Origin of the sequence: Serratia sp. SA088, assembly GCF_049065515.1 — a bacterium.
Taxonomy (GTDB): domain Bacteria; phylum Pseudomonadota; class Gammaproteobacteria; order Enterobacterales; family Enterobacteriaceae; genus Serratia; species Serratia nematodiphila.
In genome coordinates this window covers 460,340-484,215 of record NZ_JBAKGW010000002.1, presented here as the reverse complement: position 1 = coordinate 484,215, position 23,876 = coordinate 460,340, and the positions used below count along the sequence as shown (strand labels likewise).

Sequence of the window (23,876 nt, the reverse complement as noted above, 5' to 3'; positions counted from 1 at the left end):
GAGGAAAATGATGAGCTTCGAAGGTAAAATCGTTCTGGTCACCGGCGCGAGCCGCGGTATTGGCCGAGCCATTGCAGAAACGTTTGTAGCACGCGGCGCCAAAGTGATCGGCACCGCGACCAGCGAGAGCGGCGCTGAGGCGATCAGCGGCTACCTGGGCGCAAACGGCAAAGGGTTTATGTTGAACGTTGTTGATGCGCAATCTATCGACAGCGTGTTGGCATCGATTCGCGCCGAATTTGGCGAAATCGACATTTTAGTGAATAATGCCGGCATCACGCGTGATAACCTGCTGATGCGTATGAAGGATGATGAGTGGGAGGATATCCTCGACACCAACCTGACTTCCGTATTCCGCCTGTCAAAAGCGGTAATGCGCGCTATGATGAAAAAGCGGTTTGGCCGTATCATCACCATCGGTTCCGTTGTCGGCACCATGGGGAACGCAGGGCAGGCGAACTACGCGGCGGCTAAAGCCGGTCTGATTGGTTTTAGCAAATCTTTGGCACGTGAAGTTGCTTCGCGTGGCATTACGGTCAACGTCGTGGCACCTGGCTTTATTGAGACGGACATGACACGGGCGTTGACAGATGATCAACGCGCAGGCATTTTGTCATCAGTTCCAGCCAACCGGCTGGGCGATGCTAAAGAAATCGCCAGCGCTGTTGCATTTTTGGCCTCTGATGAGGCCGGCTATATCACCGGTGAAACGTTACATGTCAATGGCGGCATGTACATGATTTAAAAAATGTGAAAACCATTTGCGTTATTTGAGGCAAAAACCGCAAAATAGCGTAAAATCGTGGTTTGACCAGCCGGGATTTAGTTGCATCTTTTTCAGCATTTTATACACTACGAAAACCATCGCGAAAGCGAGTTTTGATAGGAAATTTAAGAGTATGAGCACTATCGAAGAACGCGTTAAGAAAATCATTGTTGAGCAACTGGGTGTTAAACAGGAAGAAGTTTTGAACAACGCTTCTTTCGTTGAAGATCTGGGCGCTGATTCTCTTGACACCGTTGAGCTGGTAATGGCACTGGAAGAAGAATTCGACACCGAGATTCCAGACGAAGAAGCTGAGAAGATCACTACTGTTCAGGCAGCTATTGATTTCATCAACGCTAGCCAGCAGTAAGAGAACATATCTAGGCGGTCGTTCGACCGCCTAAGTTTTTTCTATCCCTAGTGTCATATTTTTCCCTCCCTGGAGGACAAACGTGTCTAAGCGTCGAGTAGTTGTGACCGGACTGGGCATGTTGTCTCCTGTCGGCAATACGGTAGAGTCCACGTGGAACGCTCTTCTTGCCGGTCAGAGTGGCATCAGCCTGATCGACCATTTCGATACCACTGCCTATGCGACCAAGTTTGCTGGCCTGGTAAAGAATTTTAATTCTGAGGATTTCATCTCTCGCAAAGATGCGCGCAAGATGGACGCCTTTATCCAGTACGGTATCGCTGCCGGCATGCAAGCCATGCAGGATGCAGGTCTGGACATCACCGAGGCTAACGCCACCCGCATTGGAGCCGCGATCGGTTCCGGCATCGGCGGCCTGGGTTTGATTGAAGAAAACCACAGTTCACTGGTTAACGGTGGCCCACGGAAAATCAGTCCGTTCTTCGTGCCATCCACCATCGTGAATATGATTGCAGGCCACCTGACAATCATGTACGGCATGCGTGGCCCAAGCATTTCCATCGCCACCGCCTGTACTTCAGGTGTGCACAACATCGGCCATGCGGCGCGTATCATTGCTTACAATGATGCTGACGTGATGCTGGCCGGTGGGGCAGAGAAAGCCAGCACCCCATTGGGCGTCGGCGGCTTTGGCGCAGCGCGCGCCCTGTCCACCCGTAATGACAACCCGCAGGCGGCGAGCCGTCCGTGGGATAAAGACCGCGACGGCTTCGTGCTGGGCGACGGCGCCGGCATGATGGTGCTGGAAGAGTACGAACACGCGAAAAAACGCGGCGCGAAAATCTACGCCGAAGTGGTGGGCTTTGGGATGAGCAGCGATGCTTATCACATGACGTCACCGCCGGAAAACGGCGCGGGCGCTGCGCTGGCGATGGAAAATGCCCTGCTTGACGCCGGTGTGACCCCGTCACAAATCGGCTACATCAATGCGCACGGCACCTCTACGCCGGCGGGTGACCAGGCGGAAGCGCAGGCGGTGAAATCCGTCTTCGGTGCCGACGCCCACCGCGTGCTGGTGAGCTCGACCAAATCGATGACTGGCCACCTGTTGGGTGCGGCAGGCGCGATCGAGTCCATCTTCACCGTGCTGGCGCTGCGCGATCAGGCGGTACCGCCAACCATCAACCTGGATAACCCGGATGAAGGTTGCGATCTGGACTTCGTGCCTCACGAAGCGCGCCAGGTCAGCGATATGGAGTACACCTTGTGTAACTCCTTCGGCTTCGGCGGCACCAACGGCTCGCTGATCTTCCGCCGAGTATAACTCGCGCTGTGGATAGCTGACGAAAAGCCCGGTTTTTTAACCGGGCTTTTTTACGCCTGCCGTTTGGCCGCCGGCGGGGCTGCGTATCGTCTCGCCGCCTGCTATTCTGCGAGCGTAATGAAATCACCCGGCAACAGGAGGAAGCATGTACTGGATTAACGGACAACGCCACGATGCGCTGGCGCCGAGCGATCGCGGCCTGCAGTTCGGCGATGGCTGCTTTACTACCGCCCGGGTTATCGACGGTAAAATCGAGCTGCTGCCCTGGCATCTGGAGCGGTTGCAGCAAGCGGCGCAGCGGTTGATGCTGCCTGCCACAGATTGGCTGGCTTTCGAGCGGGAGATGGCGCTGGCGGCCGAATCAATTCCGCTCGGCGTGGTCAAAGCGATACTGACGCGCGGCAGCGGCGGGCGGGGTTACAGCCCGACGGGGTGCGAAAACCCGACGCGCATTGTTGCCCGCAGCAGCTACCCTGCGCACTATTTGCAGTGGCGCGAGCAGGGCATTACGCTTGCGCTCAGCCCGGTGGCGCTGGCGCGCAATCCGCTGCTGGCGGGGTTGAAGCATTTGAACCGCCTGGAGCAGGTGCTGATCCGCGCGCATCTTGACCAGACGGCCGCCGACGAGGCGCTGGTACTTGACACTGCCGGTATGCTGGTGGAATGCTGTGCGGCTAATTTGTTCTGGCGTAAGGGAAAAGCGGTATTTACCCCGGATCTGAGCCAGGCCGGCGTTGCGGGCCTGATGCGGCGGCGGGTGATCGCGCTGCTGGCGGGCTCGGAATACCGTTTACAGTGCGTCAGTGAACCGCTGGAGACGCTGGCCGATGCCGACGAAGTGCTGGTGAGCAATGCGCTGATGCCGCTGCTGCCGGTAAACGCTGCGCAATCATGGCGTTATGCTTCGCGCCAGCTGTATGATTTTTTGCGTCCACACTGTTAACCATGGCTGATTGATGAAGAAAAGAAAGCTGAAGGTCCTGTCTGTTATTGTTGTTCTGGTATTAGCGCTGCTGTTTTGGGGCTACCAGAAGATCGAACGCTTTGCCGATACGCCGCTGGCTATCCAGCAAGAAACCATCTTCAAACTGCCGGCCGGCACCGGCCGGGTAGCGCTGGAAGGGCTACTGGTACGCGATAAACTGGTGCACAACGGGCGCTGGTTCCAGTGGCTGCTGAAGCTGGAGCCGGAGCTGGCGGAGTTTAAAGCCGGTACCTACCGGTTCACGCCGGGCATGACGGTGCGCCAGATGCTGAAACTGTTGGCCAGCGGCAAAGAGGCGCAGTTCACCGCACGCTTTATCGAAGGCTCACGCCTGCGTGACTGGCAGCAGGTGTTGCAGCAGTCCAAATACCTGAAACACACCCTGGCGGGCAAGAGCGAAGCGGAGATCGCCGCTGCGCTCGGCATTCCTGCGGGAGAAACCCCGGAAGGGCATTTGTACCCGGATACCTATCAGTATACCGCCGGCATGAGCGACATCGCGTTGCTCAAACGCGCGCACGTGCGCATGAACAAAGCGCTGCAGGCCGCCTGGGCCGGCCGCGACACCAGCCTGCCGTACAAAACGCCGGAGGACCTGCTGACCATGGCTTCGATCGTCGAGAAAGAGACCGCGGTCCCGGAAGAGCGCAGCAAGGTGGCGTCGGTGTTCGTCAACCGCTTGCGTATCGGCATGCGTCTGCAGACCGATCCGACGGTGATCTACGGCATGGGCGAAAGCTATAATGGCAACATCACGCGCAAGGATCTGGAGACGCCGACGCCTTATAACACCTATGTGATCGCCGGCCTGCCGCCAACGCCGATCGCCATGCCGGGTGAGGCCTCGCTGCAGGCGGCCGCCAATCCGGCCAAAACGCCTTATCTCTATTTTGTCGCCGACGGCAAGGGTGGGCATACCTTCACCACCAATCTGGCGAGCCATAACCAGGCGGTGCGCGTGTACCGTCAGGCGTTAAAGGAAAAGAATGAAAAGTAAATTCGTTGTTATCGAAGGGCTGGAAGGCGCGGGTAAAACCACCGCGCGCGATACGGTGGTCAATGTACTGCGTGAACACGGCGTCAGCGATATCGTCTTCACCCGTGAACCCGGCGGCACGCCGCTGGCGGAGAAACTGCGCGATCTGTTCAAGCGCGGCATCGACGGCGAATTGCCGACCATCAAGGCCGAAGTATTGATGCTGTACGCCGCGCGCGTGCAGCTGGTGGAAACCGTGATTAAACCGGCTCTGGCGCGCGGCGCCTGGGTGGTGGGCGATCGCCACGATCTCTCTTCACAGGCTTACCAGGGCGGCGGCCGTGGCGTAGATCCGCAACTGATGGCCTCGCTGCGCGACACCGTGCTGGGGGATTTCCGCCCGGATCTGACGGTTTATCTCGATCTGCCGCCTCTGGTCGGCCTGCAACGCGCACAGGCGCGCGGCCAGCTGGATCGCATTGAACAGGAGGCGCTGCCGTTCTTCGAACGCACCCGCGCGCGCTATCTCGAGCTGGCGGCGCAGGATGAAACCATCGTCACCGTTGACGCTGCCCAGCCGTTGGAGCAGGTGACGGCGGCGATCCGCGACTGCGTCGGCCACTGGCTGCGGCAGCAGGAAGGCGCATAATGAACTGGTATCCGTGGCTGAATGGCCCTTATCGCCAGCTGATTGGGCAGTACGCCGAGGGCCGCGGCCATCATGCGCTGCTGCTGCACGCGGCGGCGGGCAACGGTGACGACGCGCTGGCCTACGGCCTGAGCCGTTGGTTGATCTGTCAGCAGCGCAACGGCGAAAAAAGCTGCGGCGAGTGTCACAGCTGTCGGCTGATGCTGGCGGGCAACCACCCGGATTATCACGTGCTGGCGCCGGAAAAGGGCAAGAGCAGCCTGGGCATCGAACCGATCCGCCAGGTGATTGAAACGCTGTATGCCCACGCGCAGCAGGGCGGCGCCAAGGTGATTTGGCTGCCGCAGGCGGAACAGCTGACCGAGGCGGCGGCCAACGCGCTGCTTAAAACGCTGGAAGAGCCGCCGGAGAAAACCTATTTCCTGCTGGGTTGCCGTGAGCCGTCGCGGCTGATGGCGACGCTGCGCAGCCGCTGCCTGTACTGGCATTTGGCCAGCCCGGATGAACAACTCGGCCTGCAGTGGCTGAGCCGGCAGGCGGCCGGCTCTCAGACGGACCGCCTCACGGCGCTGCGCCTGCACGACGGCGCGCCGCTGGCCGCCGAACAGCTGTTGCAGCCGCAGCAGTGGCAGCAGCGCAGCGCGCTGTGCGCCGCGTTGAGCGCCGCGCTGCCGCAGCGCGATATGCTGTCGATGTTGCCGGTGCTGAACCATGAAGACGTCGCTGAGCGCCTGCACTGGCTGTGCGCGCTGCTGGTGGACGCCATGAAGTGGCAGCAAGGCGCGCATCACTATGTATTGAATCAGGATCAGCAACCGCTGGTGCATCAGCTGGCCAGCCTGTTGAGCAGCGCCTCGCTGCAACAGATCGTGCAACAGTGGCTGAGCTGCCGCCATCAGTTGCTCAGCGTGGTGGGCGTCAACCGCGAGCTGCTGCTGACCGAACAGTTACTTCGCTGGGAACAGATGCTTGGCGCCGCCGGCTATTCCCACCCTCACTCGCTGTAAAGTTAAAGAGTTAAAAATTATGTTGTTAGTCGATTCTCATTGCCACCTTGACGGCCTGGATTATCAAACGCTGCACCAGAATGTGGACGACGCGCTGGCCAAGGCCAAAGCGCGCGACGTCGGCTATGTGCTGGCGGTCGCCACCACGCTGCCGGGCTACCGTTCCATGACCGAACTGATCGGCCAGCGCGACGATGTGGCCTTCTCCTGCGGGGTGCATCCGCTCAACCTGGAAGAAGGCTATGATTATGCCGAGCTGCGTCGCCTGGCGGCGGCGGAGCAGGTGGTGGCGCTGGGGGAGACCGGGCTCGATTACTTCTACCAGAAGGATAACCTTGAGCTGCAGCAGGACTCTTTCCGCGAGCATATCCGCATCGGCCGGGATCTGAACAAGCCGGTGATCGTCCACACCCGCGACGCGCGCGCGGACACGCTGGCGATCCTGCGTGAAGAGAATGCACAGGACTGCGGCGGCGTGCTGCACTGCTTCACCGAAGATCTGGCCACGGCCGAAACCTTGCTGGATCTGGGCTTCTACATCTCTTTCTCGGGCATCGTGACCTTCCGCAATGCCGAACAGCTGCGCGAAGTGGCACGTTACGTGCCGCTGGATCGCATTCTGGTGGAAACCGACTCGCCTTACCTGGCACCGGTGCCGCATCGCGGCAAAGAAAACCAACCCGCCTATGTGCGCGATGTGGCTGAATACATGGCGGTATTGAAGGGCGTTAGCCTGGAACAGCTGGCCGAAGCCACCACCGCCAACTTTTCACGCTTATTTCACCTCGATCTGTGATCTTTGACCTAGGCTATAGCTGTAGGTCATTGTCTGCGTAATTTTTTTTAAGCTCGTAATTAATCACTGAAACGGGTAAGGTTCCCTCCCGTTTCAAGGTGGTTGGTGCGCGTTTTTTGCTCTCTTTTGCCAAAAAAACGCCGGTTTATGCAAAGTTGCCGCGGCTCGATCATCGAAACGTGATTGTCATCAAACATTGCGCAGGCTATTTATTTTACTCTGCGTAATAAATTCAAGGGGTGCTCAGACACCCTGAATTGCAGGGGTTTTTCTCCCCCCCTTGCAGCGCGACGTATCGCGACAAGAAGTAGCAAAGCATTATTACTCAGGAGCACACTCAACTATGTTCAAGAACGCATTTGCAAACCTGCAAAAAGTAGGTAAATCGCTCATGCTGCCGGTGTCCGTGTTGCCTATCGCAGGTATCCTGCTGGGCGTCGGTTCCGCCAACTTTAGCTGGCTACCTGCGGTAGTCTCCCACGTGATGGCGGAAGCGGGCGGTTCGGTCTTCGCCAACATGCCGCTGATTTTCGCCATCGGCGTCGCCTTGGGCTTCACCAACAACGACGGCGTTTCCGCGCTGGCGGCGGTGGTGGCTTACGGCATCATGGTGAAAACCATGGCGGTGGTTGCGCCGCTGGTGCTGCACCTGCCGGCTGAAGAGATTGCGGCCAAACACCTGGCGGATACCGGCGTGCTCGGGGGGATTATCTCCGGCGCCATCGCGGCCTATATGTTCAACCGCTTCTTCCGCATTCAACTGCCGGAATACCTGGGCTTCTTTGCCGGTAAGCGTTTCGTGCCGATCATTTCCGGTCTGGCGGCGATCGTTCTGGGCGTAGTGCTGTCCTTCATCTGGCCACCGATCGGTACGGCTATCCAGACCTTCTCGCAGTGGGCGGCTTACCAGAACCCAGTTGTAGCCTTCGGCATTTACGGCGTGGTTGAGCGTGCTCTGGTGCCGTTCGGTCTGCACCACATCTGGAACGTACCGTTCCAAATGCAGATTGGTGAATTCACCAACGCGGCGGGTCAGGTGTTCCACGGCGACATCCCTCGTTACATGGCGGGTGACCCAACCGCGGGCAAACTGTCCGGCGGCTTCCTGTTCAAAATGTACGGTCTGCCTGCTGCGGCCATCGCCATTTGGCACTCGGCCAAGCCGGAAAACCGCGCGAAAGTCGGCGGCATCATGATCTCCGCCGCGCTGACCTCGTTCCTGACCGGTATCACCGAGCCGATCGAGTTCTCCTTCATGTTCGTCGCGCCGATCCTGTACGTGATCCACGCTATCCTGGCCGGTCTGGCGTTCCCAATCTGCATTCTGTTGGGCATGCGTGACGGCACCAGCTTCTCGCACGGCCTGATCGACTTTATCGTACTGAGCGGCAACAGCAGCAAAATCTGGCTGTTCCCAATCGTCGGTATCGTCTACGGTCTGGTGTACTACACCATCTTCCGTGTGCTGATCGCCAAGCTGGATCTGAAAACGCCGGGCCGTGAAGACACCGCTGCCGAGCAGTCTGCGCAGGGCGGTTCCGAAATGTCCGCGGCGCTGGTTCAGGCCTTCGGCGGCAAAGAAAACATCACTAACCTGGATGCTTGCATCACCCGTCTGCGCGTCAGCGTGGCCGACGTGTCCAAAGTTGACCAGGCGGGCCTGAAGAAACTGGGCGCAGCCGGCGTAGTCGTCGCTGGCTCCGGCGTGCAGGCCATCTTCGGCACCAAGTCCGACAACCTGAAAACCGATATGGACGAATACATCCGTAATCACTGATTCAGGCAGGGGAGTTACCAAGGGAGGCGAAAGCCTCCCTTTTTTATTGCCTGCCGTCAGGCGCCAAGGCGCTGTTCGAGCTCGGCGAGAGAAGGGAGGAACCAGACCTGTTCGCCGCGATTGGCTTCGCGCACGAAATCTTGCAGCGCGTTGCTTTGCGCCAGCCAGGGAGTGATATCGCCCAGCAGCGCCACGCGCAGGCGGTAGTTGATGAATTTCTGCAATACGGCGCCGGCCACGCCGCTCCTCAGCTGGAAAAAGGCGGCGTCCAGGCGGCTGACGGGGAGGACGATCACCCCGGCCTCGTGTTCAAAGGCGGGCGCGATAAACAGGCTGACGTCATTTTCATCTTTCAGCATCGGCCCGGCCTCGGCGAAAACCACCAGGCGCAGATCATGAATTTGCTGCACGGCGTAGCTCATCGGCGCTCCGGGGCTCAGGGTTTGGCGTGCTGCTGCAGGTAATGCTCGAACACCGCCAGCGTTTCGTCCGAGATATGGTGTTCAATCCCTTCGCTGTCCAGCTCGGCGGTTTCGCTCGGCACCCCGAGGCACATCAGCAGATCGACCACGATGCGGTGACGGCGGCGCACCTTCTGCGCCAGCTGTTCGCCTTCCTCGGTTAAAAACACCCCGCGATAAGGGCGCGACTCCACCAGCCCGGCGCTTTTGAGCCGCGCGATATTTTTGATCGCCGTCGGGTGAGACACGCCAAAGCGGCGCGCGATATCGGTGGTTCTGGCTTCGCGGGTGCTTTGCAGCAAATCGGCGATCAGCTCAACGTAATCTTCGATCAGCGCATTGGACTGCGCTTCGCGGGCGCGGCTAAAACGCAGGGCGTGCTCGGCCTCGTCCGGCATGTCGGTCAGGGCGGAGCGGTCGGCGTTATCTGGCGCGCGGGTAACCATAGCGTGGGGCGTCCTGTAAGCATAAAAATGGCGTCTCCCGGCAATGCGGGGAGGGTTGCCCTAAGTTAGTCCAAATAGCACACATTATCAATTCGATGCCACGCATTGTGGTAGTTAGAAATATCTCTACACAAAGCCAATGAATTTCGCCTGTTGCATAAAGTGTAGCCGATGCTACATTGTCAGCATGACCGGTGGAAAAATAACCAGTAAAAGATTAAGGGTAATTCATGCGTGACGCGGCAACCACCCCATCGTTAACCGAACGGACCAACATCGCGATTGGCGCCGCCCTTGCCGGACGCAAGCGCGGCGCCTTCACGCCGTTGCTGTTCGCCGGCCCGGCGGTGATTGCCTCGATCGCCTATATGGATCCCGGTAATTTCGCCACCAACATTCAGGCCGGGGCGAAATACGGCTACAGCCTGCTGTGGGTGGTGGTGATGGCCAACCTGATCGCCATGCTGTTCCAGGCGCTGTCGGCCAAACTGGGCATCGTCACCAACCGCAATCTGGCGGAAATGTGCCGCGACCAGTTTTCACGGCCGGTGGTGATCGGCATGTGGCTGCTCAGCGAAGTGGCGGCGATGGCCACCGATCTGGCGGAGTTTCTCGGCGGGGCGATCGCGCTGGCGCTGCTGTTCCACATGCCGCTGCTGGCGGGGATGGGGGTGACGGCGGTGATCACTTATGCGCTGTTGATGGTGGAAAAGAAAGGTTTCCGCCCGGTCGAGCTGATGATTGGTGGCCTGGTGGGCATCATCGCGCTGTGCTACCTGGTGGAGATGTTCATCGTGCCGGTGGACTGGCAGGCGGCCGGCCTCGGCATGGTGACGCCGCAGTTGCCGGATGCCCAGGCGCTGACCATCGCCGTCGGCATTATCGGCGCCACCGTGATGCCGCACGCCATTTTCCTGCACTCGGGATTGACTCAGCACCGCAGCCCGGCCAGCGACAACGGCGAGCGGCGCAAGCTGCTGCGTTTTTCCAATATTGAAGTAGTGATCGCGCTGGCGCTTGCCGGGCTGGTGAATATTGCGATGGTGATCATGGCCTCGAGCGCCTTCCACGCCGGTAACAGCGACGTGGCCGAAATCGGCACCGCCTACCATACGCTGACGCCACTGTTCGGCGCGGCGGCGGCCGGCATCTTCCTGGCTTCGCTGATCGCCTCCGGCATTTCCAGTTCGGTGGTGGGTACCATGGCCGGGCAAATGATCATGCAGGGCTTCGTCGGCTTCCGCATTCCGGTGTGGGTGCGCCGCCTGGTGACCATGGTGCCGGCGTTTATCGTGGTGGCGATGGGCGTCAACGCCACCGACGCGCTGGTCTACAGCCAGGTGGTGCTGAGCCTGGCGCTGCCGGCGCCGATGATCGCGCTGGTGATGTTCACCCGCCGCCGCGACATCATGGGCGAGTTCGCCAACGGCCGCTGGACCAGTCTGGCGGCGGTGGTCGGCACGGTGGTGATCGTGCTGCTCAACGTGGTGTTGCTGCTGCAGACCTTTGGCGTCGACATCCCTGGATTGGGGTGATCTTGCGGGCCGCGCGGGGCGCGGCCGCGTCGCTAAATTATAAATTCCCCACGCCGCCGTCCATTTGCAGCTCCGCGCCGACCATAAATGCCGACTCGTCCGCCGCCAGAAACACCGCCGCTTTGGCCAGCTCCAGCGCGCTGCCCATGCGGCCGATCGGCACCAGCGCGCGGATATCGTCGCGTAAGGCCCGCTCGTCCGCTTCCGCCAACCCCAGTTTACCCAATGCCGGGGTTTCGGTCGGGCCGGGGCTGAGGCCATTAACGCGAATGCCGCGCGCGTGCAGCTCGCCGGAGAGCGTTCTGGCCAGCGATAACAAACCGGCTTTGCTGGCGGCGTAGGCGCTGCTCTGCGGCAGGCCGATATGGGCGCTGACCGAACCGCACAGGATCACCGAAGAAGGGTTGGCCAGCAGCGGCAGCAGCGCCTGGATCAGAAAGAACGGCCCCTTCAGGTTGATGTCCATCAGCCGCTGATAGCTTTGCTCATCCCACTCCTGCAGCGGGCGATGCGTGACGTCGCCGGCGTTGATGTACAGCACGTCCAGCCGCGGCCACCGCTGCTCCAACTGCTGCGCCAGCGCGCGCTGCTGTGGGATGTCGCCGGCGTCGCTCAGCAGCAACAGCGCCTTGTCCGCCAATGCCTGGCCCGCCGCGTCCAGGGCGCGTTGGCTGCGGCCGGTGATCGCAACCAAAGCGCCCTCGGCGATGAACTGGCGGGCGGTTTCCAGCCCGATGCCGCTGGTGCCGCCGGTAATCAATGCGTATTTGCCTTGCAGTCGTGACATAACCGATTCCTCTTTAGCGTCTGTTACGGCATTATTTGCGCTATAGTTCCTTTTGCATAGTAGGCACCTTTTGGATACTAAAGGACGAGGAGGGATGAAATGACGACGCAAGCGCCCTTAGCGGCGGAAAATAATTTGGCGGCGTTGCCGACGGCGGGCGAACCCTGCCCGATGGTGGACTTCGTCAATCTGGTGTCGGGTAAATGGGCGATACCGATCTTGTACCGGCTGATCATGATCGACGGCCCGGTGCGATTCAGCGAGCTGCAGCGGGCGGTGGCGCCCATTGCGCAGAAGGAGCTGACGCGCCAGCTGCGGCTGTTCGAACAGCGCGGCCTGGTGACGCGGCAGGTGTTTCCCGAAGTGCCGCCGCGGGTGGAGTATCAGGTCACCGCGCTGGGCAAATCGCTGCGGCCAACGCTGGACTCGCTGGCCGAGTGGATGCGTCGGCATGCGCCGCAGCTGATCGGCGGCTAGTCGCCGATGCCCGGCGGGTTGATGGTGGAACGCTCGACCTTTTCGTCGCCTTCGCCCCAGCGTTCCAGCACCTGCGCGTATTCGCCGCTGACGATCGCGCCATTGATCGCGGCGTTGACGGCGTTCACCAGCCCGTTGCCTTTTTTGGTGGTGACCGCGACATAGGCCACGCTGGGGCCGATGCCGACCATTTTGGTTTTGCCGGTCAGCGCCGCCTTGTAGGCGCCGGTGGAGTGGGGGCCGAAGAACGCATCGGCGCGCCCGGACTGAATGCTGAGGTTGGTGGCGGCGTCGTCGGTCACGTAGATCGGCTGTACCGGCGGCAGCCCGGCGGCGCGATTTTGTTTATCCCATCCCAGCAGAATGTTTTCCTGATTGGTGCCGGATCCGACGATGATCCGCAGACCGGCGACGTCCTGCGGCTGGTTGATCGCGGTGATGTGGCTGGTGGATTTGACGTAAAAGCCCAGCGTGTCCACTCGGTAAGTGGCGAAGTCGAATTTGGTTTTACGCTGTTTGGTGACGGCGATGTTGAAGATTGCCGCATCGTATTTGCCCGTGCTGATGCCCAGCGGCCAATCTTCCCAGGAGGTGGGCACCAGATTCAGCTCCAGTCCGAGGCTATCGGCCAGCAGGCGGGCGATGTCCGGATCGCTGCCGATCAGCGTTTTATTGTCTTCGGCGAACAGCGCCAGCGGCGGGGAGTTCTCGAATGCCACCGCCACCGTCAGCTTGCCTGGCACCGCGAAGTGAAAGTTCGCCGGGATCAGCGCGATAGCGGCGGGGTTCTTCTCTGCGTGTATCGGCTGTCGGTTAGCCTGCAGGTCGATACCGCCCGACGGGGCCGCCTGCACGGCGGCGCTCAGCAACAGCGCGCACAGCGCCGAAATTCTCGGTAACATAACGCCCTCTATCCTTTGTTAATCATGGAGTTACTATTGGCGGCGGCGCGGGGCAAGTAAAGCAACAATAGTGAATAACCAAAGTGAAAAGATGCACAAGCGGGGGGACGGGCTGCGCGAATCTGCAGCACTCGACGTGGAAAGTGCGCAATCAGGTTGAAAGCAGTAGAATTTGTCACTCATACTGCGTACAGCTAATTGTGTAAAACAAGGAACGCCAGATGGCCGAAGAAACGATTTTCAGTAAAATTATCCGCCGCGAAATCCCTGCTGATGTGGTTTACCAGGATGAACTGGTGACCGCTTTCCGTGACATCTCCCCCCAGGCGCCCACCCATGTGCTGATCGTTCCCAACGTGCTGATCCCAACCGTCAACGACGTGACCGTGGAGCACGAAGCCGCGCTGGGCCGCATGATCACCGCTGCGGCGAAAATCGCCGAACAGGAAGGCATCGCCGAGGACGGCTACCGCCTGATCGTCAACTGCAACCGCCACGCCGGTCAGGAGGTCTATCATATTCATATGCACCTGGTCGGTGGCCGCTCGCTGGGGCCGCTGCTGTCACGTTAAGCGAGGAAATCATGCGCGGTAAAAAAACTCTGCGTGGTCTGATGGCGTTGGCGCTGCCCGCCGCGTTGTTGATGGGATGCAGCTCACCGCCCGGCATCGCTGTCAACCAAGGGCAGACGGTGGTGATGGATCCCTCGGTGCTGACCGCCGGTATTCTGGCCGATACGCCCTCGATTTCGAACGCTTCCGGGCGGGTGATGGCAACCTCGGTGCTCAATAACAGTCAGCCGACGCCGGTCACCGTACATTACCGTTTCTATTGGTACGACGCGCAGGGGCTGGATATTCGCCCCTTCGAGAAACCGCGTGAGATCGTGGTGGCACCCGACTCGGACGCCAAAATCTACTCGATTAACGGCAATCTGGACGCTAAAAGCGCGCGTCTGTTTCTGTACCTGTAAGCGCTTGCCAGGTTTGGAGAAAAAGCATGAAAAAGTACGTCTTAGTGGCGCTGGCCGCATTAACCTTGAGCGGCTGTCTGTCGCGCCCGCCTGAGCCGGAACAACCGTTGCCGCCGGTCACCGTCGAGCCGGATCAGCCGACGCCGCCGGTGGAGCAGCCGCAGCCGCCAACTACCGAGCCGGTGCCGCAGCCGCCGAAAATCCAGCAGCTCGACTGGCTGGGCAGCGTGCAGCCGCTGGTGGGGCAGATGTTGAAGGCCGATGGCGTCACGGCCGGCAGCGTGCTGCTGCTGGACAGCGTCAAGAACAACACCAACGGCTCGCTGCAGATGGGCAAAGCCACCGCGGCACTGTATAAGGCGTTGGCGTCGAACTCCACTTTCAGCGTGGTGCCGGAAGCGAAGCTGACCAGCGCCAGACAAACGCTGGGCCTGTCGGCGGATGACAGCTTCGGCTCGCGCAGTAAGGCGATTGGCCTGGCGCGCATCGTCGGCGCGCAGTACGTGCTGTACAGCGATGTCAGCGGCGACGTGAAGTCACCGGCGCTGGATATGCAGCTGATGCTGGTGCAAACCGGCGAGATCGTCTGGTCGGGCAATGGCGCCGTTAAACGCTGAGGCCGCGCTGCGACGATTGATGGAAACCAGACTGCCGGCGGTGAATACCGCCGGTTGTCATTTCAGCCCGGTGCAGGGGCTGACCGGCGAGAGCTGGCGCATCGACGGCTCGGGCGTCACGCTGCTGGCGCGGCAACATAGCGCGGAGAAACGCGCGCTGGGCGTGAGCAGGCGGCGGGAGGCGCAGGTCCTGCGTCGCTGTGCGCCGGGGCTGGGGCCACGGGTTTTCGCACAGAATAATCAGTGGCTTATCCTCGAATGGCTTGAAGGTGACGTCGTCACAAATGCCGAATTTGACGCGCTGAATCAGCGCGGCGAGCTGGCGGCGATGGTGGCGACGCTGCATCGGCGGCCGCTCAGCGGTTACCGGCTGGATCTGCGGCGGCAATTCCTCCGCTACTGGCAGCAGCTGGATACGCGGCGTTTAACCCCCGCCTGGCTGCGCCTGCAGCGTCATTTTTTACGCAGCGCCTTGCCACGGCCGCTGCGCCTGGCGCCGCTGCACATGGATATCCATCCGGGCAATCTTCTCGCCACCGGCGAAGAGCTGCGGCTGATCGACTGGGAGTATGCCGCCGACGGCGACATAGCGCTGGATATCGCTGTGCTGTTTCGCAGCAACGGCTGGTCGGCCGAACAGCAGCAGCGCTTTTTGCAGCACTACGCGCATCAGGGCTATCGCGACGTCGCCCGGTTGCAGGCGCAGGTGCGCCGTTGGCTGCCGTGGGTGGATTATCTGATGCTGCTGTGGTTTGAAGTGCGCTGGCAGCAGAGCGGCGACGTTGAATTTTTGCGCTGGGGCGCTGCGGTGCGCCGGCGATTCTGTTTATCATCATCTGAATTCTGAACGAACAAAATGAAGTGAGGTGCCCGTGGGCCCAGTAATGCTAGATGTCGCCGGCTACGAGCTGGATGCAGAAGAACGCGAGATTTTGAAACACCCGCTGGTTGGCGGATTGATCCTGTTTACCCGTAACTTCCACGATGCGGAGCAACTGCGTGAGCTGGTGCGCCAGATCCGCGCCGCCTCGCACGATCGGCTGGTGGTGGCGGTAGACCAAGAGGGCGGGCGCGTGCAGCGTTTCCGCGAGGGTTTCACCCGTTTGCCGGCGGCGCAGTCGTTCGCCGCGTTGCACGATGCGCAGGAAGGCGGCCGTCTGGCGCAGGAGGCCGGCTGGCTGATGGCGGCGGAGATGATCGCGCAGGATATCGACATCAGCTTCGCGCCGGTGCTGGACATCGGCCACGGCAGCGCGGCGATCGGCGAGCGTTCGTTCCACAGCGATCCGCCGCAGGCGCTGGCGATGGCGGAGCGCTTCATCCTCGGCATGCACAGCGCCGGCATGAAAACCACCGGCAAACACTTCCCGGGGCACGGCGCCGTCAGCGCCGATTCGCATAAGGAAACCCCGCGCGATCCGCGGCCGCTGGCGCAGATCCGCGAGCACGACATGGCGATCTTCCGCGAGCTGATCAACCGCCAGCTGCTGGACGCCGTCATGCCGGCCCACGTCATCTATACTGAAGCGGACCCGCGTCCGGCCAGCGGCTCGCCTTACTGGCTGCAGCAGATCCTGCGTCAGGAGCTGGGCTTCGACGGCGTGATCTTCTCCGACGATCTGTCGATGGAAGGCGCCGCCATCATGGGGAGCTACGCCGAGCGCGGCCAGGCGGCGCTGGATGCCGGATGCGACATGATTCTGGTGTGCAACAACCGCGCCGGTGCGGTCAGCGTGTTGGATAACCTGTCCCCGGTCAAAGCAGAGAAGGTGAAGTGGTTATATCATCGCGGTCAGTTCACCCGTCAGGAACTGCGTGACTCCGAGCGCTGGCAGCAGGCGCACAAGGCGCTCAGCGCGTTGAGCGAGCGTTGGGAGGAGCACAAGCAGCGTTCGCAAGGGTGAATCCAGGTGCCGCATCGCGGCGCAGAGCGGAAATGATGAGGGCCGCGCCCGCGGCCCTTGGCTTGTTGCGAGGATCCACATGATTATCTATTTGCACGGCTTCGATTCCACCAGTCCCGGCAATCATGAAAAGGTATTACAGCTGCAGTTTATCGATCCGGACGTGCGCTTTATCAGCTACAGCACGCTGCATCCGCGTCACGACATGCAGCATCTGTTGAAAGAGGTGGACAAGGCGGTGCAGCAGGGCGGCGATGCGCACCCGTTGATCTGCGGGGTTGGCCTCGGCGGCTTCTGGGCGGAGCGCATCGGCTTCCTGTGCGGCATTCGCCAGGCGATGTTCAATCCCAACCTGTACCCGGAAGAGCACATGCACGGCAAGATAGACCGGCCGGAAGAGTATCGCGATATCGCCACCAAGTGCGTGGAGGATTTCCGCGAGAAAAACCGCGATCGCTGTCTGGTGGTGCTGTCGCGCCACGACGAGGTGCTGGATAACCGGCGCAGCGCCGAATTGCTGCATCACTACTACGAGATCGTGTGGGATGAACAGCAGACGCACAAGTTTAAAAACATCTCTCCGCATCTGCAGCGGCTCAAGGCGTTCAAGGCGCTGGGTTAACAGTTTCATAACGCTGCCGCGAGCCGCGCGCCCCGTTTTTCACCGGCGGAAAGTGCGGCTTTTTTGTACGTCAAAGCAAGATTCTGTGTGGCAATCGGCAAAATTTAAAACTGTGACTCAGCGCTAACTATTTGAATCACAATCCCCAAAAAAAAACCGCGTCCAGCCTTTAACCAAAAAAATTTGATGTACGTCAATTTTGGTATGACCAAATAACCTCACATGCTATTCTGGCTGCAGAGAGCCGATTTATTTTAAGCGAACCCTATGTATTCTAAGGATATTATTTATTTACCCTGGGATAACAAATGGTTCACATTTAGGGGGTTATTTTGACAACGCCAAAGAAGAAAATCGTTATTGTTGGCGGCGGCGCCGGTGGTTTGGAGCTGGCGACCAGCCTGGGCCATAAACTTGGCCGCAAGAACAAAGCCGAGATCACGTTGGTGGATCGCAACCACAGCCATTTGTGGAAACCGCTGTTGCACGAAGTGGCGACCGGTTCCCTCGATGACGGCGTAGATGCGCTCAGCTACCTGGCGCACGCGCGCAATCACCATTTCAGCTTCCAGCTGGGGTCGTTGACCAACATCAACCGTGAGACGCAAACGCTGCAGCTGGCGCAGATCTGCGACGAGCAGGGCGGCGAGCTGGTGCCGGCGCGCGAATTGCCGTACGACATTCTGGTGATGGCGTTGGGCAGCACCTCGAACGATTTCGGTACGCCAGGCGTGAAAGAGCACTGCATCTTCCTGGATAACCCCCATCAGGCACGTCGTTTCCACAACGAAATGCTCAACCTGTTCCTGAAGTTCTCGGCGCAGCCGGGGCAAAAAGAGCGGGTCAACATCGCTATCGTCGGCGGCGGCGCCACCGGCGTTGAACTGTCCGCCGAACTGCACAACGCGGTGAAGCAGTTGCACAGCTACGGCTTTGAAGGCCTGGACAACAGCGCGCTCAACGTGACGCTGGTGGAAGCCGGCGAGCGCATCCTGCCGGCGCTGCCGCCGCGCATTTCCGCCGCCGCGCACCAGGAGCTGATCAAACTGGGCGTGCGCGTGCTGACCAACACCATGGTGACCAGCGCGGACGCCAAGGGGCTGAATACCAAGGGCGGCGAATTCATCGACGCCGATCTGATGGTGTGGGCGGCCGGCATCAAGGCGCCGGACTTTATGAAGGACATCGGCGGCCTGGAAACCAACCGCATCAACCAGCTGGTGGTGGAGCCGACGCTGCAGACCACGCGCGATCCGAACATCTTCGCCATCGGCGACTGCGCTTCCTGTCCGAAAGAGGGCGGCGGTTTCGTGCCGCCGCGCGCGCAGTCGGCGCACCAGATGGCTTCGCGTTGCGCCACCAATATTCTGGCGCTGATGAACGGCCAGACGCTGAAGCCTTACGTGTATAAAGATCACGGCTCGCTGGTGTCGCTGTCGCGCTTCAGCACCGTCGGCAGCCTGATGGGCAACCTGATGCGCGGTTCGATGATGGTGGAAGGGCGCATCGCGCGCTTCGTCTACATCTCGCTGTACCGCATGCATCAGGTAGCGTTGCATGGCTACATCAAAACCGGCCTGATGATGCTGGTGGGCGGCATTAACCGGGTGATCCGTCCGCGCCTGAAGATGCACTGATCCCGCCTTTGTCGACCAACCCGCGCCGGTTCGCCCGCGCGGGTTTTTTTTATGGCGGCGCGAGGCTAACGGCGGCGGTTGCTTGATTCTTCTGCATAAGCCGTCGTTGGCATGGGTAAAATTCTTAAGATTCCTCCTAAACAACGGGAAAACGGTCGTTTTCCCGCATTTTTGGTCCCCTTGTCTTATTGCGGGCCTTCAGATCATTGTGCAGACTTTACCTCGTTTACAGACGGCGCGTCGCGCACGCCGTAAACCGGGATACCGCCAGCCGCCCATGCGCAAAATAATAAGCGCGGTGCCAGCCGGTAACAGACCCCGGAAAAAATGCGTGGTAACACTTTCAGGAGGTTTCCTGTGAACAAGTCAATGTTAGCCGGTGTTGGAATTGGTATCGCTGCCGCTCTGGGGATTGCTGCGGTAGCCAGCCTGGACGTCTTTTCTGCCGGTCCGCAATATGCGCAGGTGCTCGCCGCCACACCGATTAAAGAAACCATCAAAACGCCGCGTCAGGAATGCCGCAACGTCACCGTGACGCACCGCGCACCGGTGCAGGATGAAAACCGCATCGCCGGCTCTGTGCTGGGCGCAGTGGCGGGCGGCGTGATTGGCCACCAGTTCGGCGGCGGTCGCGGGCGCGACGTGGCGACCGTGGTCGGCGCGCTGGGCGGTGGCTACGCCGGCAACCAGGTGCAAGGGGCGATGCAGAACAACGACGTCACCACCAGCGTTCAGCAGCGTTGCAAAACGGTCTACGACAAGTCTCAGAAAATGCTGGGCTATGACGTGACCTACAAGATCGGCAATCAGCAGGGCAAGATCCGCATGGATCACGATCCGGGCACGCAAATCCCGTTGGATAAAAACGGCCAGCTGGTGTTGAACAGAGCCTGATCGCCACATTCGAATTAAACCCGCGGGCAGTGTTAGTTCTGATCGTTTAACCCGGTTAAGCGAGCGGCGTTAACATTGACGCGGGTTTCTGTTTTCTGCCTGCCCAAAAGTTTGCGATCGTTCTAATGTCTGCGTGCGATATCGCTGGGCGAAACTTCAAAAAAGCCCCTGCGTTTGTTATATTATTGTGCAATTAAGCGGTGTTATCGGCGCCAATCGCCACACCGGCCAAACCCGAGTATTTCGTCTCGCAGAGATAACGACATGTTAGATTTTCGCTTTCCGACAGCGTTGCAAATGGTCCTTAGCGTCGCCGTAGCTGAGAAGCAGGGCATGCGTTCGACGAGCGCCACCCTCGCCGCCGCTCTGGAAGCCAACCCCAGCTTTATCCGCAAACTGATGGTGCCGCTGACCAAAGACGGCATCATCGTTTCCACCTTGGGCCGAAACGGCTCTATCCACCTCGGCCGTCCGGCGGAAGAGATCACCCTGCGGGACATCTATCTGGCGGTAATCGACGACAAGCGCATCTGGGCTTCCCGCCCTGAAGTGCCGGCTCGTTGCCTGGTGAGCGCCAACGCCTGCTGGTATTTCAAATCGGTGGTGAACGAGGCCGAACAGGCTTCGCTCGCGGTGCTGGCGCGCCACACCGTGGCCGACTCGCTGGCCGAGCTGGAGCGGGGCGACAAGCGCGCCTGCGCGGAATACGCCGCCGAGCAAGAGGCTGAAGCCGCCGGTAAATAATGCCGGATGGAGCGCATAAAAAAGGTCGGGCATTGCCCGACCTTTTTGCATTTCAGGATGATGATTACGCCGTCTGCGGCTGCGCTTTGCGCGCCACCAGGCGCCGCAAGGTGACGTAGAACACCGGCGTCAGGAACAGCCCGAACAGGGTGACCCCCAGCATGCCGGAGAACACCGTGATGCCGGTGACGCCGCGCACTTCGGCGCCGGCGCCATGGCCAAGGATTAGCGGGATGGTGCCGGCGATGAAGGCGATGGAGGTCATCACGATCGGCCGCAGCCGCAGGCGGCAGGCCTCCAGCGCCGCTTCGACGATGCCTTTGCCCTGCATTTCCAGTTCGCGGGCGAACTCGACGATCAGAATGGCGTTCTTGCAGGCCAGCCCCATCAGAACGACCAGCCCGACCTGAACGAACACGTTGTTGTCGCCGCCGGTCAGCCACACGCCGAACAGCGCCGACAGCATGGTCATCGGCACGATCAGGATCACCGCCAGCGGCAGCGTCCAGCTTTCGTACAGCGCCGCCAGCGCGAGGAACGCCAGCAGCACCGCCACCGGGAACACCACCAGCGCGGCGTTACCCTGGGTCGATTGCTGGTAACTCAGATCGGTCCACTGGATGTTCATGCCGTTCGGCAACAGCTTGCCGGCCATCTGCGTCAGCGCGCCCATCGCCTGGGTAGAGGAGAGCACGCGCGGATCGGCGTCGCCGATCAGATCCGCTGCCGGAAAACCGTTGTAACGGATCACCGGATCCGGGCCGTAGGTGGTGCCGATGCTGACCATACTGCCGATCGGCACCATTTCGCCCTTATCGTTGCGGGTGCGCAGGTTGGCGATGTCTTCCACGCTGTCGCGGAATTGGCCGTCGGCCTGCGCCATCACCTTCCAGGTGCGGCCGTAACGGTTGAAGTCGTTAATGTAAGACGAACCGAGGTAGGTCTGCAGCGTGCTGAACAGCGCGTTGAGCGGCACCCCCTGCGCCTTGGCCTTGTCGCGATCGATTTTGGCGTCCAGCTGCGGCACGTTGGCCTGATAGGAGGAGATCGGGAACCCCATTCCCGGCGTTTGCATAATGGCGCCGGACAGGGTGTTGATCGCCGTCTGCAGCGCGCCGTAACCCAGCCCGCCGCGATCCTGCACGTACAGCGAATAGCCGGAGCCCTGGCCGATGCCGAGGATCGGCGGCGGCATGATCGAGAAGGCGAAACCTTCCTGGATCTGCGAAATGCGCGCGTTGATCTCGGCGTTGATCTGCGCTGCGGTGCGGGTACGGGTGTTCAACGACTCCAGTGCGAAGAACACCGTGCCGGTATTCGGCGTATTGGTGAACTGCAGCGCGTTCAGGCCGGGGAAGGCCACCGCATCGGTGACGCCGTCCACGCTCAGGCCGATGGCGCTCATTTTGCGGATCACCGCATCGGTGCGCTCCAGCGAGGCGCCTTCCGGCATCTTCACGCCGCCGATCAGATACAGCTTGTCCTGCGTCGGGATAAAGCCGCCGGGCACGGTCTTGAACATCACGCCGGCGGCGGCCAGCAGCAGCAGGTAGACGACGAACACCGCGCCGCGTCGGCCAAGCACGCGGGATACCCCGTGCTGATAACGCTGCGAGCCGCTGGCGAAGAAGCGGTTGAACGGCCGGAACAGCCAGCCGAACAGCCGGTCGATCAGGCGCGACGGCAGGTCTTTCGGCGCGCCGTGCGGTTTCAGCAAGCGCGCCGCCAGCGCCGGCGACAGGGTCAGCGAGTTGATGGCGGAGATCACCGTCGAGATGGCGATGGTGACGGCGAACTGCTTGTAGAACTGGCCGGTGACGCCGGAAAGGAACGCCATCGGCACGAACACCGCACACAGCACAACGGCGATGGCGATGATCGGGCCGGAGACCTCGCGCATTGCCTGGTGCGCCGCCGCCAGCGGCGACAGCCCCTCTTCGATGTTGCGCTCGACGTTCTCCACCACCACGATGGCGTCATCCACCACGATGCCGATCGCCAGCACCAGCCCGAACAGGCTGAGGGTGTTGAGCGAGAAGCCCAGCAGATACAGCGCGGCGAAGGTGCCGACCACGGAGATCGGTACCGCCAGCAGCGGAATGATCGAGGCGCGCCAGGTCTGCAGGAACAGAATGACCACCAGCACCACCAGGATCACCGCTTCCAGCAGGGTATCTACCACCGCGCGGATCGAGTCGCGCACGAATACCGTCGGGTCGTATGGCGACTTCCAGCTCATGCCGTCCGGGAAGCGGGTCGCCAGCTCGGCCATCTTGCCGCGCACCGCGTCCGACAGCTCGATGGCGTTGGCGCCCGGTGACTGGAAGATGCCGATGCCGACCGCATCCTTGTTATTAAGCTGGGCGCGCAGCGCGTAGCTGCCGGAGCCCATTTCGATGCGCGCCACGTCGCGCAGCCGCACGATCTCGCCGTTATCGCCGCTCTTGAGAATGATGTTGCCGAACTCTTCTTCGGTTTGCAGGCGGCCCTGGGCGTTGATCGACAGCAGATAGTCGCTGCGCGTCGGCATCGGTTCCGCGCCAAGCTGGCCGGCGGAAACCTGCACGTTCTGCTCCTGCATGGCGCTCACCACGTCGGAGGCGGTCAGCCCGCGCGTGGCGACCTTGTTCGGATCGAGCCAGATGCGCATTGCGTATTCGCCGGCGCCGAAGATCTGCACCTGGCCGACGCCCGGCAGGCGGGCCAGTTCATCCTTGACCTTCAGGGTGGCGTAGTTGCGCAGGTACAGCGAGTCGTACTTGCCGGAAGGCGATACCAGATGCACCACCAGCGTCAGCGCCGGAGACTGTTTCTGGGTGGTGATCCCCTGGCGGCGCACGTCTTCCGGCAGGCGCGCTTCGGCCTGCGCCACGCGGTTTTGCACCTGCACCTGCGCCTGATCGGGATCGGTGCCCGGGCGGAAGGTGACGGTGGTCACCAGCACGCCGTCGGAACCGGCGACCGATTTCATGTACATCATGTTTTCGACGCCGTTGATCGCTTCCTCCAGCGGCGTGGCCACCGTTTCAGCGATCTCTTTCGGGTTGGCGCCCGGGTATTCTGCACGCACCTGCACGCTGGGCGGCACCACGTCCGGGTACTCGCTGATCGGCAGCAGCGGGATGGCTATCACCCCGGCGACAAAAATCAGTATCGACAGCACCGCGGCGAAGATCGGTCGGTCGATGAAAAAGCGGGAAAAGTCCATGGGTCAGAAGTCTCTGCTG

Annotated in this window: 25 protein-coding genes; 20 read left to right on the top strand and 5 right to left on the bottom strand. The window is 60.8% G+C overall.

All coding sequences use genetic code 11. The features are described 5' to 3' along the window. Positions 1-10: 10 nt before the first annotated feature. The 9 genes from fabG (at position 11) to ptsG (ending at position 8,650) form a co-directional block, all read left to right on the top strand. The gene (fabG, locus tag ACOWVD_RS07390) at positions 11-745 is read left to right on the top strand and encodes a 3-oxoacyl-ACP reductase FabG (protein WP_004928729.1); all 735 of its coding nucleotides are present in this window, start codon (positions 11-13) and stop codon (positions 743-745) included. 154 nt (positions 746-899) lie between these two features. Next, positions 900-1,136, top strand: coding sequence for an acyl carrier protein (gene acpP, locus ACOWVD_RS07385; RefSeq protein ID WP_004719003.1), 237 nt, complete (start codon positions 900-902; stop codon positions 1,134-1,136). Between the two features lie 82 nt (positions 1,137-1,218). Then, the gene (gene fabF / locus ACOWVD_RS07380) at positions 1,219-2,460 is read left to right on the top strand and encodes a beta-ketoacyl-ACP synthase II (protein ID WP_015377452.1); all 1,242 of its coding nucleotides are present in this window, start codon (positions 1,219-1,221) and stop codon (positions 2,458-2,460) included. A 145-nt stretch (positions 2,461-2,605) separates the two neighbouring features. Continuing rightward, a complete protein-coding gene (gene pabC / locus ACOWVD_RS07375; RefSeq protein ID WP_049197997.1) occupies positions 2,606-3,403 on the top strand; it encodes an aminodeoxychorismate lyase in 798 nt (265 codons plus the stop codon). 13 nt (positions 3,404-3,416) lie between these two features. After that, positions 3,417-4,442 carry an endolytic transglycosylase MltG gene (mltG, locus tag ACOWVD_RS07370; protein ID WP_049197996.1) on the top strand — a complete coding sequence of 342 codons (1,026 nt, stop codon included), beginning with the start codon at positions 3,417-3,419 and terminating at the stop codon, positions 4,440-4,442. After that, positions 4,432-5,070, top strand: coding sequence for a dTMP kinase (gene tmk, locus ACOWVD_RS07365; RefSeq protein WP_004928744.1), 639 nt, complete (start codon positions 4,432-4,434; stop codon positions 5,068-5,070). Before mltG ends, tmk begins: the two co-directional genes overlap by 11 nt. Then, positions 5,070-6,077 carry a DNA polymerase III subunit delta' gene (holB, locus tag ACOWVD_RS07360; RefSeq protein WP_421105561.1) on the top strand — a complete coding sequence of 336 codons (1,008 nt, stop codon included), beginning with the start codon at positions 5,070-5,072 and terminating at the stop codon, positions 6,075-6,077. Before tmk ends, holB begins: the two co-directional genes overlap by 1 nt. Positions 6,078-6,096: 19 nt before the next feature. Then, positions 6,097-6,873: a metal-dependent hydrolase gene (locus ACOWVD_RS07355; RefSeq protein ID WP_049189142.1), complete on the top strand. Its 777-nt coding sequence runs from the start codon at positions 6,097-6,099 to the stop codon at positions 6,871-6,873. A 343-nt stretch (positions 6,874-7,216) separates the two neighbouring features. Then, positions 7,217-8,650 carry a PTS glucose transporter subunit IIBC gene (ptsG, locus tag ACOWVD_RS07350; protein WP_015377458.1) on the top strand — a complete coding sequence of 478 codons (1,434 nt, stop codon included), beginning with the start codon at positions 7,217-7,219 and terminating at the stop codon, positions 8,648-8,650. A gap of 56 nt (positions 8,651-8,706) precedes the next feature. Here ptsG and ACOWVD_RS07345 read toward each other — a convergent pair whose 3' ends face one another. Both ACOWVD_RS07345 and mntR read right to left on the bottom strand, forming a co-directional pair. Continuing rightward, positions 8,707-9,072: a DUF4180 domain-containing protein gene (locus tag ACOWVD_RS07345; RefSeq protein ID WP_197763596.1), complete on the bottom strand. Its 366-nt coding sequence runs from the start codon at positions 9,070-9,072 to the stop codon at positions 8,707-8,709. A 14-nt stretch (positions 9,073-9,086) separates the two neighbouring features. Further along, entirely contained in the window at positions 9,087-9,557 is a 471-nt protein-coding gene (gene mntR, locus ACOWVD_RS07340; protein WP_015377460.1) for a manganese-binding transcriptional regulator MntR, read from the bottom strand. A gap of 230 nt (positions 9,558-9,787) precedes the next feature. Between mntR and ACOWVD_RS07335 the strand changes: the two genes are divergently transcribed. Next, positions 9,788-11,092: an Nramp family divalent metal transporter gene (locus tag ACOWVD_RS07335; protein WP_004928764.1), complete on the top strand. Its 1,305-nt coding sequence runs from the start codon at positions 9,788-9,790 to the stop codon at positions 11,090-11,092. Between the two features lie 37 nt (positions 11,093-11,129). Here ACOWVD_RS07335 and ACOWVD_RS07330 read toward each other — a convergent pair whose 3' ends face one another. Continuing rightward, entirely contained in the window at positions 11,130-11,879 is a 750-nt protein-coding gene (locus ACOWVD_RS07330) for an SDR family oxidoreductase (RefSeq protein ID WP_015377462.1), read from the bottom strand. A gap of 99 nt (positions 11,880-11,978) precedes the next feature. Between ACOWVD_RS07330 and ACOWVD_RS07325 the strand changes: the two genes are divergently transcribed. Beyond that, on the top strand, positions 11,979-12,356 hold the full coding sequence (locus tag ACOWVD_RS07325) for a winged helix-turn-helix transcriptional regulator (RefSeq protein WP_072270887.1): 378 nt from the start codon (positions 11,979-11,981) through the stop codon (positions 12,354-12,356). Here the strand turns inward: ACOWVD_RS07325 and ACOWVD_RS07320 are convergent. Next, entirely contained in the window at positions 12,353-13,258 is a 906-nt protein-coding gene (locus tag ACOWVD_RS07320) for a transporter substrate-binding domain-containing protein (protein WP_421105560.1), read from the bottom strand. The two genes, ACOWVD_RS07325 and ACOWVD_RS07320, sit on opposite strands and share 4 nt — an antisense overlap. 221 nt (positions 13,259-13,479) lie before the next feature. Between ACOWVD_RS07320 and hinT the strand changes: the two genes are divergently transcribed. The 9 genes from hinT (at position 13,480) to ACOWVD_RS07275 (ending at position 20,649) form a co-directional block, all read left to right on the top strand. Then, a complete protein-coding gene (hinT, locus tag ACOWVD_RS07315) occupies positions 13,480-13,830 on the top strand; it encodes a purine nucleoside phosphoramidase (protein ID WP_004928776.1) in 351 nt (116 codons plus the stop codon). 11 nt (positions 13,831-13,841) lie between these two features. Further along, a complete protein-coding gene (locus tag ACOWVD_RS07310) occupies positions 13,842-14,231 on the top strand; it encodes a YcfL family protein (RefSeq protein ID WP_049241725.1) in 390 nt (129 codons plus the stop codon). A 26-nt stretch (positions 14,232-14,257) separates the two neighbouring features. Continuing rightward, positions 14,258-14,848 (top strand): penicillin-binding protein activator LpoB, encoded by a 591-nt coding sequence (gene lpoB / locus ACOWVD_RS07305; protein WP_021504924.1) that lies wholly within the window; start codon positions 14,258-14,260, stop codon positions 14,846-14,848. Further along, positions 14,829-15,695, top strand: coding sequence for a thiamine kinase (thiK, locus tag ACOWVD_RS07300; protein ID WP_338910075.1), 867 nt, complete (start codon positions 14,829-14,831; stop codon positions 15,693-15,695). Before lpoB ends, thiK begins: the two co-directional genes overlap by 20 nt. Before the next feature lie 37 nt (positions 15,696-15,732). Beyond that, positions 15,733-16,752 (top strand): beta-N-acetylhexosaminidase, encoded by a 1,020-nt coding sequence (gene nagZ, locus ACOWVD_RS07295; protein ID WP_421105559.1) that lies wholly within the window; start codon positions 15,733-15,735, stop codon positions 16,750-16,752. Positions 16,753-16,831: 79 nt separating this feature from the next. Further along, positions 16,832-17,374: an alpha/beta hydrolase YcfP gene (gene ycfP, locus ACOWVD_RS07290; RefSeq protein WP_015377468.1), complete on the top strand. Its 543-nt coding sequence runs from the start codon at positions 16,832-16,834 to the stop codon at positions 17,372-17,374. Positions 17,375-17,706: 332 nt separating this feature from the next. Continuing rightward, positions 17,707-19,011 carry an NAD(P)/FAD-dependent oxidoreductase gene (locus tag ACOWVD_RS07285; RefSeq protein WP_004928794.1) on the top strand — a complete coding sequence of 435 codons (1,305 nt, stop codon included), beginning with the start codon at positions 17,707-17,709 and terminating at the stop codon, positions 19,009-19,011. Positions 19,012-19,368: 357 nt separating this feature from the next. Further along, positions 19,369-19,905, top strand: coding sequence for a glycine zipper 2TM domain-containing protein (locus ACOWVD_RS07280; protein WP_004928798.1), 537 nt, complete (start codon positions 19,369-19,371; stop codon positions 19,903-19,905). A gap of 264 nt (positions 19,906-20,169) precedes the next feature. Further along, positions 20,170-20,649 carry an RrF2 family transcriptional regulator gene (locus tag ACOWVD_RS07275; RefSeq protein ID WP_015377469.1) on the top strand — a complete coding sequence of 160 codons (480 nt, stop codon included), beginning with the start codon at positions 20,170-20,172 and terminating at the stop codon, positions 20,647-20,649. A 64-nt stretch (positions 20,650-20,713) separates the two neighbouring features. Here the strand turns inward: ACOWVD_RS07275 and sdeB are convergent, their stop codons facing one another. After that, the gene (gene sdeB / locus ACOWVD_RS07270; RefSeq protein WP_421105558.1) at positions 20,714-23,857 is read right to left on the bottom strand and encodes a multidrug efflux RND transporter permease subunit SdeB; all 3,144 of its coding nucleotides are present in this window, start codon (positions 23,855-23,857) and stop codon (positions 20,714-20,716) included. Positions 23,858-23,876 lie beyond the last annotated feature (19 nt).

Bases quoted from the DNA above. Each gene is read 5' to 3' on its own strand.
- mltG (WP_049197996.1), top strand. From the start codon at position 3,417: ATGAAGAAAAGAAAGCTGAAGGTCCTGTCTGTTATTGTTGTTCTGGTA.
- ycfP (WP_015377468.1), top strand. From the start codon at position 16,832: ATGATTATCTATTTGCACGGCTTCGATTCCACCAGTCCCGGCAATCAT.
- pabC (WP_049197997.1), top strand. From the start codon at position 2,606: ATGTACTGGATTAACGGACAACGCCACGATGCGCTGGCGCCGAGCGAT.
- mntR (WP_015377460.1), bottom strand. From the start codon at position 9,557: ATGGTTACCCGCGCGCCAGATAACGCCGACCGCTCCGCCCTGACCGAC.
- ptsG (WP_015377458.1), top strand. From the start codon at position 7,217: ATGTTCAAGAACGCATTTGCAAACCTGCAAAAAGTAGGTAAATCGCTC.
- hinT (WP_004928776.1), top strand. From the start codon at position 13,480: ATGGCCGAAGAAACGATTTTCAGTAAAATTATCCGCCGCGAAATCCCT.
- ACOWVD_RS07345 (WP_197763596.1), bottom strand. From the start codon at position 9,072: ATGAGCTACGCCGTGCAGCAAATTCATGATCTGCGCCTGGTGGTTTTC.
- ACOWVD_RS07335 (WP_004928764.1), top strand. From the start codon at position 9,788: ATGCGTGACGCGGCAACCACCCCATCGTTAACCGAACGGACCAACATC.
- nagZ (WP_421105559.1), top strand. From the start codon at position 15,733: ATGCTAGATGTCGCCGGCTACGAGCTGGATGCAGAAGAACGCGAGATT.
- ACOWVD_RS07320 (WP_421105560.1), bottom strand. From the start codon at position 13,258: ATGTTACCGAGAATTTCGGCGCTGTGCGCGCTGTTGCTGAGCGCCGCC.
- lpoB (WP_021504924.1), top strand. From the start codon at position 14,258: ATGAAAAAGTACGTCTTAGTGGCGCTGGCCGCATTAACCTTGAGCGGC.
- thiK (WP_338910075.1), top strand. From the start codon at position 14,829: ATGGCGCCGTTAAACGCTGAGGCCGCGCTGCGACGATTGATGGAAACC.
- fabG (WP_004928729.1), top strand. From the start codon at position 11: ATGAGCTTCGAAGGTAAAATCGTTCTGGTCACCGGCGCGAGCCGCGGT.
- ACOWVD_RS07275 (WP_015377469.1), top strand. From the start codon at position 20,170: ATGTTAGATTTTCGCTTTCCGACAGCGTTGCAAATGGTCCTTAGCGTC.
- ACOWVD_RS07310 (WP_049241725.1), top strand. From the start codon at position 13,842: ATGCGCGGTAAAAAAACTCTGCGTGGTCTGATGGCGTTGGCGCTGCCC.
- sdeB (WP_421105558.1), bottom strand. From the start codon at position 23,857: ATGGACTTTTCCCGCTTTTTCATCGACCGACCGATCTTCGCCGCGGTG.
- holB (WP_421105561.1), top strand. From the start codon at position 5,070: ATGAACTGGTATCCGTGGCTGAATGGCCCTTATCGCCAGCTGATTGGG.
- acpP (WP_004719003.1), top strand. From the start codon at position 900: ATGAGCACTATCGAAGAACGCGTTAAGAAAATCATTGTTGAGCAACTG.
- ACOWVD_RS07330 (WP_015377462.1), bottom strand. From the start codon at position 11,879: ATGTCACGACTGCAAGGCAAATACGCATTGATTACCGGCGGCACCAGC.
- tmk (WP_004928744.1), top strand. From the start codon at position 4,432: ATGAAAAGTAAATTCGTTGTTATCGAAGGGCTGGAAGGCGCGGGTAAA.
- ACOWVD_RS07355 (WP_049189142.1), top strand. From the start codon at position 6,097: ATGTTGTTAGTCGATTCTCATTGCCACCTTGACGGCCTGGATTATCAA.
- ACOWVD_RS07325 (WP_072270887.1), top strand. From the start codon at position 11,979: ATGACGACGCAAGCGCCCTTAGCGGCGGAAAATAATTTGGCGGCGTTG.